This is a genomic window from Clostridium sp. JS66 (assembly GCF_033561535.1).
In the GTDB taxonomy this organism is placed as follows: domain Bacteria; phylum Bacillota; class Clostridia; order Clostridiales; family Clostridiaceae; genus Clostridium_AM; species Clostridium_AM carboxidivorans.
Map to the genome: position 1 here is coordinate 5,258,151 of NZ_CP131467.1, position 18,715 is coordinate 5,276,865.

The 18,715-nt window shown below is 31.4% G+C and carries 13 protein-coding genes; all 13 read right to left on the reverse strand.

Annotated elements, in window-relative coordinates; all coding sequences use genetic code 11:
• Positions 1–7: 7 nt before the first annotated feature.
• Positions 8–775 carry a flagellar assembly protein FliH gene (locus Q6H37_RS24385; RefSeq protein WP_318737272.1) on the reverse strand — a complete coding sequence of 256 codons (768 nt, stop codon included), beginning with the start codon at positions 773–775 and terminating at the stop codon, positions 8–10.
• Positions 759–1,775, reverse strand: coding sequence for a flagellar motor switch protein FliG (fliG, locus tag Q6H37_RS24390; RefSeq protein ID WP_318737274.1), 1,017 nt, complete (start codon positions 1,773–1,775; stop codon positions 759–761). The genes Q6H37_RS24385 and fliG overlap by 17 nt, the downstream gene beginning before the upstream one ends.
• A gap of 6 nt (positions 1,776–1,781) precedes the next feature.
• Positions 1,782–3,371: a flagellar basal-body MS-ring/collar protein FliF gene (fliF, locus tag Q6H37_RS24395; protein ID WP_318737276.1), complete on the reverse strand. Its 1,590-nt coding sequence runs from the start codon at positions 3,369–3,371 to the stop codon at positions 1,782–1,784.
• Positions 3,372–3,392: 21 nt separating this feature from the next.
• Positions 3,393–3,704, reverse strand: a complete 312-nt coding sequence (fliE, locus tag Q6H37_RS24400) for a flagellar hook-basal body complex protein FliE (protein WP_318737277.1) — start codon at positions 3,702–3,704, stop codon at positions 3,393–3,395.
• 11 nt (positions 3,705–3,715) lie between these two features.
• A complete protein-coding gene (gene flgC, locus Q6H37_RS24405) occupies positions 3,716–4,150 on the reverse strand; it encodes a flagellar basal body rod protein FlgC (RefSeq protein WP_318737278.1) in 435 nt (144 codons plus the stop codon).
• Between the two features lie 28 nt (positions 4,151–4,178).
• Positions 4,179–4,580, reverse strand: coding sequence for a flagellar basal body rod protein FlgB (flgB, locus tag Q6H37_RS24410; protein ID WP_318737279.1), 402 nt, complete (start codon positions 4,578–4,580; stop codon positions 4,179–4,181).
• Positions 4,581–5,000: 420 nt separating this feature from the next.
• Positions 5,001–5,858, reverse strand: a complete 858-nt coding sequence (locus Q6H37_RS24415) for a flagellin (protein WP_318737281.1) — start codon at positions 5,856–5,858, stop codon at positions 5,001–5,003.
• A gap of 37 nt (positions 5,859–5,895) precedes the next feature.
• Entirely contained in the window at positions 5,896–6,579 is a 684-nt protein-coding gene (locus Q6H37_RS24420) for an Ig-like domain-containing protein (protein ID WP_318737282.1), read from the reverse strand.
• A 202-nt stretch (positions 6,580–6,781) separates the two neighbouring features.
• Complete coding sequence (locus tag Q6H37_RS24425; protein ID WP_318737283.1) at positions 6,782–7,459, reverse strand: hydrolase; 678 nt, start codon at positions 7,457–7,459, stop codon at positions 6,782–6,784.
• A gap of 175 nt (positions 7,460–7,634) precedes the next feature.
• Complete coding sequence (locus tag Q6H37_RS24430; protein ID WP_318737284.1) at positions 7,635–12,815, reverse strand: DUF5050 domain-containing protein; 5,181 nt, start codon at positions 12,813–12,815, stop codon at positions 7,635–7,637.
• 159 nt (positions 12,816–12,974) lie between these two features.
• Positions 12,975–15,218: a cell wall-binding repeat-containing protein gene (locus tag Q6H37_RS24435; protein WP_318737285.1), complete on the reverse strand. Its 2,244-nt coding sequence runs from the start codon at positions 15,216–15,218 to the stop codon at positions 12,975–12,977.
• A 15-nt stretch (positions 15,219–15,233) separates the two neighbouring features.
• Positions 15,234–17,960: a cell wall-binding repeat-containing protein gene (locus Q6H37_RS24440; protein ID WP_318737286.1), complete on the reverse strand. Its 2,727-nt coding sequence runs from the start codon at positions 17,958–17,960 to the stop codon at positions 15,234–15,236.
• Positions 17,961–18,144: 184 nt separating this feature from the next.
• Complete coding sequence (locus Q6H37_RS24445; protein WP_318737288.1) at positions 18,145–18,483, reverse strand: hypothetical protein; 339 nt, start codon at positions 18,481–18,483, stop codon at positions 18,145–18,147.
• Between the last annotated feature and the right edge of the window lie 232 nt (positions 18,484–18,715).

Sequence of the window (18,715 nt, forward strand, 5' to 3'; positions counted from 1 at the left end):
CACCCACCTACTGGTCTTTAAGCACTATTTCTTTTATCTTTTCCATAGCTATACTCACATCAACCACAATTTTCCCATTTTCTCTTTCAATAATGGCTTTGCCAATTTCTACATCTTTATCTGGAATAATGAAAATATCGCCTCTAAATGGAAGTTGCTCTTTCCATAATTCTACTTTATTTTTTAACTCTTCACAATAGATTTCATTACTTTTTATTATGAAAGTTTTGGTATTTTTTACTGTGGATAAAGCCTCGAAGATTACATCATTTAATGCTGTTTTTTCTTTAGTTTCTCTCTTTAAAACAGCTTCTACACAATTTACTATCAAATTTCTTATTTCTTGTTCTTTTTCTTTTAAATATATATCTTTTTCTTCTTTACAAGTCCTTAATATATTATCAGCATTATTCTTTATCAATTGTCCTTCTGCTTGAGCTTTTTCTAAATTTTTTTTGTAACCATCTTCATAAGACTTATTAAATCCATCATCATATCCCTTTTTTATTCCTTCATTATAGCCTTTCTCGTAAGCTTCTTTTTCTAACCTTTCTGCTTCTATAAAAGCATTTGAAAGTAGATCCTCGCTTTGTTTTCTAGCATTTTCCAACATAGTTCTAGCCAAATTTTCATAACTATCTATAAATGTTTTAGCATTAGTTTCTGCCAAATTTCTTTGTTCAACTTCTTCTTTTGTTTCAAACTCTGTTACTATTTTTTTTAAGCCTTCTTCATCTACGCTGGTATTTTTAATAATCCTATACGATGATTGCATCTTCTCCACCTCTTGATATTACTATCTCTCCAGCTTCGTCTAATCTTCTTATAATGCTTACAATTCTCTGCTGAGCTTTTTCCACATCCATAAGTCTTACTGGTCCAAGGAATTCTATATCTTCTTTTAAAGCAGCTGCTGCCCTCTTAGATTGATTTCTAAAAATAGCATCTGCAACTTCCTCTGAACAACCCTTAAGTGCCAATCCAAGTTCTTTATTTTCAACTTCTCTAAGAACTCTTTGGATAGAAACATCATCAAGAGTAATAATGTCTTCAAATACAAACATAGACTCTTTAACTTTTTCTGCCAATTCAGCATCTTCTTTCTCAAGACCTTCAGTAATATTTTTCTCTGTAGTTCTATCAACTTGGTTAAGTATATCTACTATAGTTTGAACTCCACCAATTACCTTCATATCAGATTTAACTACTGAAGATAACTTACCATCCAAAACTTTTTCAATTTCCTTTACCACTACTGGAGATGTATTACTCATTGTAGCTATTCTATAAGCAACCTCTGCTTGTACATCTTCTGGCAATGCAGATAGTATTTGCCCTGATTTATCTGATTGAAGATAACATAGTATAAGAGCAATAGTTTGCGGATGCTCATTAGTTATTATATTTAAAAGTTGATGAGCATCTGCCTTTCTAGCTATTGCAAAAGGCCTAAATTGCTGTGTAGCTTCTGTAACCTTGTCCAATATTTCCATAGCCCTTTGACTACCTAACGCTTTGGATAAAAGGTTTTTAGCATAATCCATTCCACCTTCAGTCAGGTAATCTTTAGCCTTATTCATTTCTATAAACTCTGCAAGTATATCCTGTTTCTGTTCGGACTTAACTGATGCTATATTAGCTATTTCATAGGTTATTTTTTGTATTTCCGACTCTGGTAATTTCTTAATTATTCCTGCAGAAGCCTCTGGACCAAGGGTTATAAATAATATGGCTGCTTTTTGAACACCTGTTAACTTTTCATTTTCTTTAGCCAAATTTTATCACCTCTCATCTTCTGCTAGCCATGATTTTACAATATCTGCAACTTGCTCTGGCTTTTCCTTTGCATAATTCTTTATTTCATTTTCCATATGTGTTTGTTCATTTTCTTCTTCAAAATCTACAGGCTTAAATTTAAATTGTTGTTTTGTAGGTTCCATTTCATCTCCTACAATTACATCAATTCCGCCAGTTTCATCATCAAATAAATCCTCTTCCTCTTCTCTTTTCTTTCTTCTCCATAAGAATAGAGCTACTGCTGCACCAAGAATTACTGCTGCTAAAATTCCAAACATTATATAAGTTTTAGTTTTCTTAGCTTGATCAGCTGCTTTACTCATAGCATCCAAATCTTTTTTAGCTTGATCCTTTAATGTAGTATCAAAAGGAATACCCTCTACATTTATAGTATCTCCTCTTTTAGCATCATAACCTATAGCTGATACTGCCAGATTACTTATAGAAGTTTTAGTAGTAGGATCTACATTTCCATCTAAAGCTACTGATGCTGTTAATCTTTTAACTGCACCTGGTGCCTTTATAGTTTTTTGTTTTACTTCTGATACATCATAATTTTTAGTACTTTCATCATGTGTTGATGAACCATTTCCAGTATTAGTAGTTGTAGTATTACTCATATTATTGTCTACAGGACTACTTGATGCTGCAGTTCCTTGTCCACCTGTAGATGTATCTTTTACATTATGTTCGCTTACTACAACACTTTTGGGATCATATGTAGTGGAATCCTGCTGTACAGCATCGAAATCCAAATCAGCATTAACTTTAACTTTAACCTTATCCTTACCATACACAGCTTCCAGCATATTGGAAAGTTTCTTTTCTAATTCTTTTTCATATTGCTGTTGTAGCTCCTGTTGCTTTTCTGCCGAAGTGGTAGAATCAGTAGTTATATCCTTTTTATCATTAAAAAGATCTTTTGAAAGTAAAGTTAACTTATCATCAATTATTTGTACATTTTCCTTAGGTACATTCTTAACACTTCCTGATATTAAAGCCACTAAAGCTTTTACTTGATCAGAATTTAACTTTTGTCCTTGTTTCATCTGCAAAGTTACAGAAGCACTTCCTGGCTGAGTGTCTTTAACAAATTGTGTATCATCTGGAAGTACGAGACTTACTCTAGCATTTTGTATTTCTGGAAGACCTTTTATGGTTCTCTCTAGCTCTCCTTGAAGTGCTCTTTGATAATTTATTTTCATTTCCGCATCTGTAGATCCTAATTTTGTTTTATCTAAAAGTTCAAACCCTTGGCTTCCATTAGTCATATTAACTTCTGACAACATCTGCATTCTTAATTTATCAACTTGACCCTTAGGTACTAATATAGAATTGCCTTGAACTTTTGCATCAACCTTATCAGCTTGCAGTTGTTTATAAACTGCTGCAGAATCTGTAGAACTCATATTAGAAAATAAAACATCATATTTTGTTGAACCAAAGTATATGCCTAGATATATTAAAGCACCTATAACTGCTGTGAAAATTATTCCAAAAGCTATCTTCTTTTTTTTACTCAAGCCCTTCCATTTTTCTATTAAATTTTTAAAAATTTGTGATAGCTTACCCATTAACTTAGCACTCCTTACCTACTATAACTGTGTCCTATTTAATTCCTGATAGGCCTCCACGAACTTATTCCTAATCTGGACTGCAAGTTCTAATGACATCTTTGCTTCTTCAGTATCCAACATAACTTTATGTATATTTGTTTCATCACCTTTTATAAAGCTTTCAGTAGTATTTTCTGATTTTATTTGCTGAGCATTTACTTCATCCAATTTTCCTTTTAAAAATTCTCCAAATCCAATTGATTGGTTTTCTGTATTTCCGTTTTTATCATTATTGGCAATTCCAATTCCCTGAAAAATTTTACTATCAGGAACAAATTCATTTATTCTCATAATAATTTACCCTACCTTCCAATTTCTAGAGCTTTTGAAAACATAGTCTTTTCAGAACTAATAGCATCTATATTAGCTTCATAAGCTCTTGTAGCTACCATCATATCTGCCATTTCATTTAGTACATTTACATTAGGTTTAGATACATATCCTTGAGCATCCGCATCAGGATTAGATGGATCATAAACTCTTCTAAGCGGAGACTGATCATCCACAATTCCAACAGCTTTTACTCCAAGAGGAGTTTGTTCATACTGTCCATTCTGCTTATTTAGTTGAGTATTTAAATTTTCTTGAAAAACCGCAATTTTTCTTCTATAAGGTTGTCCATTAGCACCTCTAGTAGTATCTACATTAGCTATATTAGAAGCTATCGTATCCATCCTAAGTCTTTCTGCTGAAAGTCCACTGGCACTTATCCTTAAGTTATTAAATGCTTTAATCATAAAAATTCTCCTTTCTTAGCTATTAAAATTATTTTCCACTGATAACATATCTTTCTGAAGTTAATCTATTATTAGCCTGATTTAATAAAGCCATATACATAAGTGTATTTGCAGCCTGATTAGTTTTTTCGTTTTCTATATCCACATTATTTCCATCTTCATTCATGCTAGTAGAGTTATCTGTCTTTGTATTTATTTCTCCATAATTTTCTTGTAACTTAATATGTTTATCATCTGTAGTTTTCAAATCTAAATCATCCATATTGCTTTGCAAAGATTCTTCAAAAGTTACATATTTTCTTTTATATCCTTTTGTATTTATGTTGGCAATATTATCAGATATTGCCTTACTTCTTTCTGTGGAAGCATCTAGCCCTTTTTTTATCAAATTATAAACTTCCTGATCCTTAGAAATACTCCCTATGTTCAACTTCAATCCCCCATTTTCATATAAATTTCTGCAAACTTCCTATAATTTTAATATAATTTTATTTTACATTAAAACCAACTCAATATAAACTATTTTACCATAAAATTAAAAAAAAATGTTAATTTTTTAAAAATTTCTTGTAATTTTTTTATTATTTTTAGCATAATGTTTTAATTCCATTTAAAAACACATTAATGTTTTTTATCATTTATCCTAAAATTTAAAAATTTAATTTAAATAATACTATTTTGTCCTTATTATTATACAATATCAAGGTATGTTTTACTATATGATTTTAAATACAACTTTATGTAAGTTTAATTTTGTAAAATTTTCAAAATAAATAGCATTAATACTCAGTTTTTAACAAAAAAACAGTACCAAATTTAATTTCATCTAAATTTGGTACTGTTTCTTGTACTATCTGCTTCGTACATTTTCAAGTATCCTTAATGCATCTTGTGGTAACTTATTTGTTTGAACCATCATAGCATTTCCTGCTTGAACCAATATACTTGACTTGGTATAATTAATCATTTCCTCTGCAACATCAGCATCACGAATCCCACTATCTGCAGACTCAAGCTTATCAGATATTTCGGTTGCATCACTAAAACTTTCTTGAAATCTATTCTCTAGTGCTCCATACTGACTTCTTACAGAAAGTATACTATTCAAAGACTCGTCTAGAATATTTAAAGCATCATTAATGTGATTACCATCTGTTATGTTGTATAATTCTCCAGATTTCAATTGTGATAAACTTTTGCCATCTAAAGTTTTTAAATTATTAGAAGTTAAATCTTTTTGTGGTATAATTATATTCTCTCCTACATTAGCACCAACAACCATTTCTAAATCTTTCTCCTGACTCAAAAGCTTATTTCCATTAAATTCAGTATTATTAGATATGTTATCCATCCCATCTATCATCTGATCAATTTCATTTTGCATAATTTGTCTGTCTTGTGGAGTATTTGCGCTTCCAGATTGTATTACAAGTTCCCTTACTCTTTGAATTATTGAACCCATATTATCTAATCCACTCTCAGCTGTTTGAAGCATACTAATACCATCTTGAGAGTTTTTTGATGCTGCTTGAAGCCCTCTAATTTGCATCCTAATTCTTTCACTATCAGCAATACCATTAGGACTATCCTTAGCATTATTTACCTTGTATCCTGAAGATATTCTCCCTAACGCAACACTTTGATCCTTTAACGATTTTGAATAAGTTGTATACACATTTAGCGATGCTGAATTATGATTTAATCTCATACCATTCACTCCAAATCATATAAATTAATTTTTATTTTTAGTTTGCTAATGTTACCTTTATATTAATGTTATTTTGTGTAGAGTCTACATTTAATATAGAAGTTCCAAGTAAATTCTCCTTATTATCATATAAATAAACTTTTACAGTATTTTGTGCTGTAAATAAACCTACAGTTTTTCCAACATCAAAAAAATTGTTGCTACCTTCAATTTTACATTTAGAAACAGAAGGCAAATTTGTATCAACTATAGTTATTTTTTTTATCATGGAAAAACCCGATGCAACCTCAACATTTGATAAAACATTATAATTATTATTATCCTTAGATGTTAAATTAAATTCCAACACAGCAGATCTTGGCAAATTTTCTCCCTTTTTAGATTTAACATTTTTATCTATAGTTAACTTATAACTATGTGCCACTTTATAACCTACAGAAGGTGGATTAACCTTTGCTGAGTTCTCATCCTCTCCTGCTGAAATACTTACGCTAACAGCACTTCCATCTGTAAGATCTTCAACTCTAATGCTATTATTTAAGGAACTAATATCTACTGGCGTTCTAAATTTTAATGTCCAAACTTTGTTTACATCACTTATAGCTCTATTTCCCATATCATTAAAATCTTCTGCTGCTGAAACACTTAAAGCACCATAAGAAACATAACAGATCATCACAAAAGACAAAACTAAAACGACCCTTTTCATAATCTTTTTCAATTTTTCTTCCTCCTTTTAAGTACTACTTATTTATTATCGTTAATATATAGTTATTTCTTTATAGCATTACTATATTTACAAATCAATAAAAAATAGTAGGCAAGAATTTTTATTCTAACCTACAACTGTTTTTTTGTTTAATGAATTACAAAAATCATCTTTAACTATCAACTTTCAAATAAACTTTACCTATCATATATCTTTACTGCTGCAAGTTTAAACTCATATTACTTTTAGTACTTGAAACATCCATATCTGCTGTTCCAAGTACGTTTCCTGTGGAATCACATATATAAACTTTAACAGTATTTTTACCTATTACGGAAAACATAGATTTACCTATATCAACTAAATTATTGTTACCCTCAACTTTATATTTTTTTGCATTTGGCAAGTTTGTAGAAGTTATAGTTACTTGTTTAAAAATACTAATAGCTGGTGATACCATGACATTTGCAGATATAGTACATTCACTAGTACCTTTTGATGCAACTATAAAATTAAGTGTAATATTTCTCGCTAACAAACCTCCATTAGCTAATTTTATATTTTTATTTAAACTTATTTGATAAGTATGTCCTACTGTATAACCTCCGGAAGGAGCACCAACTTTAACAATTGCTGCATTATCTCCCTGTACCGGATTTATTGAAAGATTATTACCACTAGTAAGATCCTTTATTTGTATGTTACCTTCTGTAGAATTGAAATCTATAGTGTTATTAAAGGTAATTGTCCAAGTTTTATTTGTATCAGTTATTGTTCTAGTTCCCATATCTAAAACATTATCCCCAGCAGCTAAAACTCCATTACTATTAAAAGCTATTAATATAAACATGGAAAAAAGTATTAACATATACTTTTTAAGTTTTTTTATCAATTTAGTTTCCTCCTTCTTATAGATAAACTCAAACTTTATTTTACTATTTAAATTTTAAAATCAAGGAGGAAGGTATTTCCCTCCTCCTCTTGTCCTTAGTTATAGTTTGATCTTTACATCTAAAACACTTTATAGTTTTACTTTTTATAACTCAAACTATATAAGCCTTTAAAAATTATTGTCCTCCTGTTAAGTTTGCTCCTGATAAAGTTACTGCTGATGTTGAAGTTGATAAGGTTATACCATTTCCATCTGCACCTGCTGTTTTTGCTGTTATTGTTATTGTTGATCCTGAAACAGTTGCAGTAACAGTAGATACATTGTTATTAATAGCCGTAGCTAATCCTGATGCATCAAGAAAATTAGTCCCACTATTAGCTGCTGCTTTTTTAAACTGTATACCAGCAACTGTTACAGTATCATTATCAACTATAGAACCAAGAGTTATAGTTCCTGTTGCTTGAGCTGATGCTGTGGTAACAGTAATAGGAGCTGTATATTTACTTGCTGAAGCAGTGCCTGTAGCCTTTAGTCTTATTTCGATTCTATTTACTGTACCTGTTATACCTATATTTCCAACTCCACCTGCATTAGTAGTAGTTATTGGAATACTTGAAGTTGAGAAAGTAGTTCCTGAATCTGTTGAAGTTAATACATCATATGCATTTACCTGACTAGCATTTAAGCCAGAAATTGAAACTATATTAGTTGATGTATTTAAAGATGCTTTTATATTAGTAGTAACTATATCCTGCTGACGTGGATTAATTACTAAATGCTGCGTTAATCCTACAGCCGCTCCTGTTGGTACATAGGTTATATACACATCTTTAGCTGGTGAACCATAATCTGGTATCAAGCTGTTAGCCTTAAGATCTAGAGTAGTACCAGTAACTGGTGTCCATGTATTTCCATCTGCTGACCACTGCATGCTTGTATTAACACCTGTTATCTGTTCACTGTTATAATCTATTGCTGCACCTGGCGCTGCCTGTATTGCTATAGTTGTTGAGTATCCTGGTGCTGCAGTACCTACTGCTTGGTTTCTTACTTCTATAGAACCAGCTTGTGTTACTAGTACTGAAGCTGTTTTATCGACATCAAAAGCAGTCCAGTTACCTGTTGTATTAGCAGTTTTAACTCTGTATTCCAGACCTGTCTGAAGACTGCTTAACTTAACTGTAGTCTGTGTTGCTGTAGATGTAACTGTTGAATTTACAATTGGTGCTGAAGCCTGACTTACAGCTATCTTCTCAATATTAGAAGCCTTTGTTGTACCAGTAGCCTTTGTTCTAACCCACACTCCATTAGTAGTATTTACAAGCTCTGCATCTCCTGATTTGAGAACATTTCCTGTATCCAAAGTCTTCCATGTTAATCCACCATCTATACTATATTGTGCATTTTCAATACCAGTTCCGGACAATGTTCCAACTAGTTTATGATTTGCATAATCATTTGTAAATGCAAAAGCAAATGTTGGTGTTGATGGTGAAGAATTTAAATTAATAACCTTTGCATTAGAAGCTGGTGTACTTCCATTTACTTTATACCTTACCTGTACACTAGTAGTACTTGCATTGTTCAGAGAATTCAATTCACTAGTTGATGTAATTAATTGTGTAGTCGATGATGTTACTGGTGTCCAGCTCTGTCCATTGTTTACACTGTACTCTTCACTAGTATCAACACCTCCAAGCTGTGCAGTACCATCAGGATTAAATGTAAATGTTACTCCAGTTGGTGCTTGTGGTGGAGTTTGTGTTGGATCAGTATTGGCTCCATCTACCTTGAAGTTTATCTGCTTATGCGTAATTGCACCATTTATAGTGTTTGTTGTATCCAATATTAACTGGTAATTTCCGTTAACAGTTATTTCTTTACCTGAAGTATATGGTGTCTTATAACCATCCTTCATTAAGGTAGCTACTGTACTATTAGGTAATGAATCAGATATTTTGATTCCCTCTGTTGCTATCTTACTCGTTCCGTTATAAACTGCACCATCTGTTATATTGGAAACTGTTGGTAAAGTTGCTACATCCGTTGTATCAACTCTAAATATCTTTGTTGACATATTAGTTGCTCCATTTTCAGTACTCTTAGATACAACTGTCAGTTTATAGTATCCATCCTGCTGTATAGTAGAATTTTGAACGAAGGCTACATTAGCAGCACCACTCCAATCAATTGTTGTCATAGTTGCAGATGCAGGTATGGAAGGCAATCTTTGTAAAGTTGTAGTAACAGTAGTTCCTGCTAAGTTTGTCCAAGTTGGTGTCGCCTGATAAAGTGTTGGTATATCACTTGATGTTACTGCAGTTACTGCATTTTGGCTAGCATCAGTCCATCTATTAGTTCCGCCTTTTTCAATAAAGCTTATATCTACTGTTTGAGGTACTGCTGAGCTTACTGTAAATTTAATGGTAGTGGTATTTGTTGCTGAAGATGGATTCATTGTTGAAACAGTTTTTGTTCCTGTTACTTTTAGAACATAATTTCCATCTCCTGCTGCTTTTATTATATCTGCCAAAGTAGATTGTGTTGGAGCAGTAAGTGTAACTCCATCTTTTGTCAAAGTTGCAGTATAGTTTAACGTACTTCCAGTACTTGGATCTGTAGTATTACTATTCCAAGTTACAGTTGGGAATAAAGAAGCACCAGTTGCTGGATCATTCTTAGTAGTATAAGTCTTTCCATTTTCTATTCCTGTTATTACAGGCAATGGGAACAATCCATAAGATACAGGTTTACTTTCAAGTGCTGGGCCATTAGCTAAAACTTTAACTCCAACCAGTAAGGATCTAGTCAAAGAAATTGGTGTAGATCCTGCTTGACAAGGATTATTCCAATCAGCTGCTGTTGCAGTAGATGGATCCTTGTAAGTAAATACCATGTTGGTAGTAGTTCCTGTAATTCTTCCAAGATTTAAGTCAATAGCCACATAATCAGGTACTACTGCTCTGCTTATTTCAATTGGTGCCGAAGGCGCACTATCTACAGTTCCAGAAGCAACTACTCTAAGCATCTGCTTCAAATTTGCATTTCCATCTATCTTAGTTATCATAGTAGGAACGTTTAGATTTCCATTGCTGTCCGCATAACCAGTAATCTGTAACCCATTTAATGCAGGTGTAGTTCCATCTGAATTTTCATCTTGTACATAAACCTTATATTGTTTTCCAGGTTTTAAACCAGTTACATTTTGATCAGCTGCATTTACTGCAAAACCTGCTGGCGCTTCTGCTTGATATTGAACAGATATCTTATCTCCCTCTAATCTTCCTGCCTTAGTCAAACTAATATATACATTTCCACCATCAGGAGAAAGATTTAACCCTGTCATATTTACATTTCCATTTGCATCTGCTGTAGCAGTTTTTAATGATTTTGTATCAGTAACATTATTGTAAACATTTATTACATCACCAGCAGTTAATCCTTTAATACTAATTGTATCTTTACTTCCTATATTATTCACAATTGTTACATTGCTAGCATCAATAGCTCCAGAACCCAATGCTACACTTAATGTAACAGCATTTCCATATCCTAATATAGTTCCTTTAAAAGTATAAATTCCCTTTGCTGGCTTAGGTATTGTTTTATTCCAAGAAACTACTAAAGTTTGCTGACTTCCATCACTCATTATGCATGACACAGTTTCAGGGAAGTTAAACTTTGTTATATCATCTGTTGTAAAAGTTGGTATAGGATTAATAGTTACTACTTTACTATCCAGCTTAGGCTTTGTTATAGCAACTCCCTTTTGAGTTCCATCTCCATTTTTATCTGCAACGTAAACTTTTGAAGCCTTCATATAATACAGGCTATCACCTATTATATTAATATAATCTGCTGAATCATCAACAACCTTATATCCATTTCCTGTAGTATCTAATTTATATATTTTTTTACCATCAACATTACTTATATAGTATATATTGTTGTCATCAGTAGCACATATAATTGTAGGTTTTTCTGTTAATGCTTTATACGCGCTAGTTTTTGAACTTTTTGTAGCTACATTTGTAGTTACAGTCATAGGTACTGGAATTTGTCCCTGTGCATTTGTTGATCTGTACAGTATTCCATTATATCCAGTATAAAATACTAAATAATCATTACAAGCATTAACAAATCTAGTATTTATTGTACTTATCAATGCTTTTGAATTAGTTCCATTAGTTTTTAAATAATAACTATATAGTTTATTTGAATCTCCTGCATTAACATAAAACAAATAGCTGTCTGCAAGGCTTAAATAAGATGCCTTGTCATTTATAAGTAGTTTTTTTCCTTGTGAATCCTGTACATATATTCTATCTCTATCACTATGGTTTATATAATATATTGAATCTCCTACAACATTTATATATGCTGCCATATCGTTTGAAACTTTTTGTCTTTGAGTTCCGTCCTTTTGTACCTTATAAATTCTTCCACCATCATTATAGTTACTATAATACACCCAATCTCCAACTACATTTATAAACTTTACACTATCATTGCTAATTAAAAAATCACTTGTACCAGTTACGCTTTTTCTGTAAAGTTTATTTCCATCAGCTGAATTACTATAATAAATCCATTTTCCATCCTTATCCATAGCAGCAAAACCATTATTTGTTATATTGTAAGGTTTACTTCCTTGAGTTGAATCGTCTAGATTTGTTGAATTTCCAGTCAACTGCAAGTTAATTGTTAAATTTACATCTCCTGATGCACTTCCATTAGTAACCAAATTTAAATATCCATTTGCTAACTCTGTAGTACCATCACTAGCATATATGTGTATCAATCCATTAGATCCACCTGAAAGCTGCCCCATGTAACTAACTAAATCTGTTAGTGGCGTTACAGTACTGTTTCCAACTTGGAAATATGCTGCACCAGTTACTCCAGATAGCTGATTTACCTGACAGGTAAACAAATACAATCCTCCAGCTAACGACTTATAAGTAACATGTGTTATAGCATAACCTCCATTTGCTGTAGCAGGTGTTGTAAAATTACCACTTGCATCTCTAACTATCTTTTCCGTAGTTCCATTTCCTGGATAATAAGTTAATGTATTTCCAACTTTATCTGCTATTTGACTATCAGTAACAGTTGAATTTGTAAATATATCTTTTGCTATACCTGTTGAATCTACATAATATATTCTGTCTAAATTATTAGCCAATTGATCATTTATTTGAGCTGTATGAGTACCACTGGTATCATTTGTAAAATAACTTACGTCATAAACATTATTTCCTACTACTATAGAATTACCTGGCAGCGCAGCATAAACACTGGTGCCTAGTCCAAGCACAATTGCTGCCGTCATTACCAACATTTTAGTCCTTTTCATATATTTATTACCTCCATACATCATTGTGTTTTATATTAAGTGAATTATGTAAAAAGCAGAAAGTATCTAACAAAATATCCATATTATTATACTCGTAACAAATCATAAAATTTTTAGTATAAAAGAGCAGAAAACTGCTCTTTTATTAATTTTAAACCTTTATTGAACTTTTATTGTAACTTGCACTGGTGACTTCAGATGTTTTATAGTTGCTGTAACATGATAAGTACTAGCACTAGTTAAGTCTATAACTGGCGGATTCCAAAGAAGAACATGTAATTTCTTTGGTTCTCTTGTTCCATTTGGTCCATTTATAACAGCATATATATTTGTCGATAAATCATTCATATTAAATACGCCATTTGGATAGTTACTTTTTTGAATATTTATAGTTACCCTGGTCAAATTGGTATTATTTCCATCTATACCTGTAGTTCCATCTCCATTAATAGCAAGAATTCTTGGAATTACCCCTATAGTTGCCTTAACTTTTTTGCCACCATTAATAACTCCATTTAAAGTGAATTCAGCCACTCTACAATCATCTAAATATTCTTTATCTTCAAATGTGGAATTAATAGCAACTCCATCTGTCCAGGTTACCGCTGCTTGTTTCCCAGTAGTTGGATCTTTTACTGCTGTTGGATAGCTTTCATCCTGCATAATAGGTTCTAATTCACCTAAATCAGCTACATCTGGATTATTAGGATCTGGTGGATTATCAGGATAATTCGGATCATTTGGATCTTGTCCTCCTTCTCCTGTAACTATCAGCATAAGACCTACTTTTCCGCTGTATCCATTTACAGTTCCTTCATAAGTATACACTCCAGTAGCATACTTATTTTCAGCTCCCCAGGTTACCGGCACACTTTGGGTTGAATTATCAGTCATTATAGCTGTTACCGTTGATGGTAACGTAAAGCTAGATTTAACACTTACAGTTCTCTTTATATTATTTATAGTTTTTATAACTTTTGAATTTGTACCATTATCAGTAACTGTTAAAGTAAGCTTAACTTTTTTACTATAGTTATCAACAGTACCATAAAAAATATATACTCCTGGTTTATTTCCACTTTGGCTTCCATAATCCCATGTAACAGGTACTTGAGTTTTTGTTCCATCAGTCATTTGAGCTTGTATAGTACTCGGAACATTAAAGAACTGTCTACTGCTTGCTGTCATTGTTAAATCATCAATCTTATAAGGTATTGGCTTAACCCTAAGAGTAGCAATCACAGTCTTATCAGTACCATGAATAGTCCCTGTAAAAGTATATATTCCTGGTTTAGAAGTATTTATTTTAGTAAGATTCCAATCCACATTAACTTCTTTTTTACTTCCATCACTAGCAGTTATAATCATAGTTGGTTTTGGTGTATATTTTTCATTCTGAACTATAGTATCTGTAATATTATCAATACTAGCTACTGCACTTGGTAAATTTTTAGCAATTTGCTCTGATTCATAGCTAACTGCTCCTGGTCCACCTAGAACTTTTATATTATTAACTATATGAGATTTTAAAAAGCTCTGTGTAGCATAAGACATAGGAGAATCCACAAATATAATTGGCGAAGTAGTTTTTGGAGCAAGTGCTGAAGCTCCTAACGAATCTGGAAAATCTTTAGCGGATGAAATATATATAGTATCTGTCTTTAATTCTCCTAAAAAAGCATTTACTACACCTATATTAGAACTATAAATATCACCACCCCCTATTCTTTTTATATTAGGAAGTCCTGATATTACAGAATCACTTATTTTATCTTGTCCACCTACTACATATATCTGATCTGCCTTTTTATATCCTTGAAGATATTTACTTACAGAAGCCGGCATACTATAAGTATCTACAGGAATTACTGCCATTCCCTTAGCTGCTGCTATAGCTGAAATAGACATTCCATCTCTAAAATCATTGCTGTTTATAAGTGCAACCTCATTAGATTTACCAAGCTTTCCAGCTATCTGTATTGCTGTATCATATCTATCAACGCCGCCTAACCTTGTAATTTTTATTCCTCTTGATTTTAAAGAATCTTCTATAGCTTGAGATATAACTCCTCTGCCTCCAATTATAAATGCATTTTTCACACCTAATCTATTTATCTCTACAGAAGTATAAGGATTTAATACATCTTTAGATGTAAGTAAAATGGGTGCATCATTCTTTTTGGCTAAAGGAGCTGCTGCCAAAGCATCTGGAAAGTTTTCTCCATTTACTATAACTACATTCTGAGAACTTTTCCAACCATCCTGACAAACTTTAGCTGCAGTCTCATATCTATCTATTCCATTATATCTGGTTGTTATAGTCTCAGCTTTAACCTTAAAAGCTGAAAAACATAAACCGGCTACTAGAACTGCTACAATAAAAGTCAATCTCTTGCTTTTCAATATTACTACTCCTCTCTAAATCTCTTCTAAGACTGCATCTACAGCATTAAAGAAATCTTTATAGTTTTGATACATTGTTATTTTTTCTGAAGCCAAATCATTATCTTTTTGAATTTCATCAAGTGAATGTTGAAGATTTTTTATATCCTTGTTACTTGAATAATTTGGCGTTTCATATGATGTCTCTTGAAGTTGTTCTTTAATTTTTTCCATATCATTATTATATTTTTGTACTAAATTTCTATAATAGTCATATCTGTAATCTGCATAAGCATAATTTATTTTTCCTATCAGTTTTTCTTTTTCTATAGGTTTAGATGTAGATGAAAGTTGTGCTTCCAAATCCTTAACCTTTTTATTCATAGCCTCTTTCTTACTCATTTCTTCTACATTATAGCTAATGCTATCCAATTCATTTTTAAGACTATCTACATTTCCTTGACTCATACCACCTAAAGATATTTCATAAGTAATCCAATCTCTATTTCTGTAGAGATCCTGCAATTGACTATCATATGTGCCTAAGTCATATGCACGATAAAGTTTTCTATACCTAAGCTTAGTATAATCTCCATAGCTATACATACTTTGAAAATTTGAAATTTCATCTTTAATTTGAGCATCTATTGTAGTGTCTTTGTCATAAGAAGTACTTCCCACAACTGACATCACATCAAAATCTTTATAATATAAGGATTTTGAGATATCTAATATAGGAGTATAGTCTTTTATAGGATTATCCTCCAGATAAAGAGTAGTTAAATGAGTAAGGCCACTAAGTGATGACACATCATCTATTCTATCGTTACTAATATTTAAATACTTTAAATTAGTTAAATTCTTCAAAGGCTTTAAATCATCACTAGTTATGGATCTATTATAACTTACATCTAAATAAGTTATTCCTGTCAGCTTTTCTATAAAATCCAAATCAGATAAATCAGCATAACTTAATTTTAATGTAGTTAGATTAGTTAGATTCTCCAGGCTACTTAAACTACCAACATCGTTACCATTTAAATTCAAAGATACTAAACTTGTCATATCTTTTAAATTACTAATGCTTGTTATTTGATTTCTGTTTCCAGAATAATCATCTAAAATGCTATTACTTAAATCTAAAGAAACAATATGATTTAACTTCTTAAAAACATTATCACTAGTTTCATCATATTCAGTTTCATTTTCCTCTTTATACATATTTCTTGAATGATCAAGATCAGATATCTTATTATCACTCAAATTGAGTTCTTTAAGATTTACTAAATTTGAAATATAAGATACATCTTCTATATTGTTATGACTTAAATTAAGATTTTCAAGTTCATCTAATCTTACAATAGGACTTATATCTTTTATTTGGTTATAGCTCAGATTTAAACTTTTAAGATGAACTAGGTTTTCAAGTCCTGAAATACTTACTATATTCTGATTAGTAAGATCTAAAGAAGTTATCCCTTTTACATCTGAAAAATATATATTTCTATCATGGATATTTAGTTTGTCCCTTATAACTTTTTCAAAAGCCTTATCTGGAAATTTAACTGCATCGGAATCTGATTTAAATCCTACTGCATTGTCAAAAGCTATGTTCCCAAATATTTCACTCACTTTAGTTCCTGGCATTACTCCTTCACCTCCAAGAACTGTAAGATATTCAGGATTTACAGAATCACTTCCATAATTAGGAATTTTACTTAAGATAAAATCTTTTACTAAAGCTGAATTAGAAGAACCAGAAAGTATTATGGGAGACTTTGTCTTTGCTGCAAGTGCCGCTCCAGATAGTGCATCTGCAAAACCTTCTCCTGAGGCTAAGTACAAATTATTAAGACTTAGCATATCACCTTTAACAAAATATTGAGATTGTTTATTATTATCATCATCGTCATCTCTATTTTGTGTGCTTGTACTACTTGCTTTTTGAACAAACCTAGCTATAGCATTTATGTTTCTATAATATTTGTCCTTTCCTTCAATTCTTTCCACATTATTTCCTTCACCTTCAAATTCACTAACTACATTATCAGTTACTACACTACTGTCTCCCATTACAAAAACATGATAATCTCTAAAGGTTCCTGAATTTTTAGTAGTACTACTACTTGTACTATTGTCATATTCACTATTTTTTATTGTATTTAAGTTCCTTATGTACTTTTTTGTTACATCAGGAACATAATTCTTAGGAACTAAAAGTACAGGAATCCCCATAGCAGCAGCAGCAGGTCCTATAGATAAAGCATCTGCATAATCTTCACCTGTAGCCACTGTAAGCGCTTCTACTTTACCAAACTTTTCGGCTACCTTTACGGAAGTTTCATATCTATCAGCCCCTGCTAATCTTTCAGTTTGTATTCCTTGATTTTGCAATTGTGTTTCTATAGAACTGCTTATGGACCCTTGTCCACCTATCAAAAAAACTTTTCCAACATGAAGCTGTTTAATTTCATCCATAACATTTGATGGCATAAAATTATTATAAGTTAAAAGTATCGGAGCATCATATTTTTTAGCAAGAGGAACTGAACTTAATGCATCTGGATAATTTTCTCCACAGGCAACTACCGCATAATAAGAAGATGACCATCCATCTTGTGCTACTTTAATACAAGTATCATATCTATCTGTTCCTCCTAATCTTTTTATGGTAGGGAATGATGCTTGTACTGTATGCGGAAATGCAGTACCTAAAACAAATGTTATTATTAAAATGGCTATATTCTTCCTTCTCCTAATCACTTTTTTTCCTCCAAATGTAAAATATAAATTCATAGTAAAAAACATACTTTGTTTATATTATTATCGAACAATGTTTAATTATCCTTAATCACTATTTAGAGGATAATTATACCACATGTTACAAATTCCATCAAAAAAATCTAGGAATATGCACAGCATTTTCTCCTAGATTTAAACTTTTTATTTAAAATATCTTAGTATCATAAGGTTCTATTTTAACATATGTCTCAAACATCTCTAAAGCTTGTTTTTCAGTTATTTGGTGATTTACCAGCTTTCTATGTAAAATATACAAATTGGCATTCATATCCGGATCAGTAGTTTTAGTTTCTCTCATTTTCTTCAATATTCTCTCTTCAAGAGATAGAGTGTTTATACTTAACTCTTCTTCTAAAATATTAAATAATCTTTCTGCTTCTTTTTTTATACTCTTCTCTCTACTTGTCATTTTTATAGTATTTAAACCATTCCTTACCTTCTCTACAAGTTGTTTATCTATGTACATTTTTTCTTCATTACCCAAATTCCATTACCACCTTTATATTCTTAACTTAGTATATAATAGTAAACTTTATTAATTTCATTTTATCAACTAATTTACCTCTATGTCAATTAAATGTGTCAAATAAATATAATTTATTTAATAAAAATTTTATTTATTTTCAATAAGTCATGCATATTAATGTAATCTAATAAATATTTTTACATATATTCCACAAAATTTATATAAAATACATTCTTATAATATTGCACTT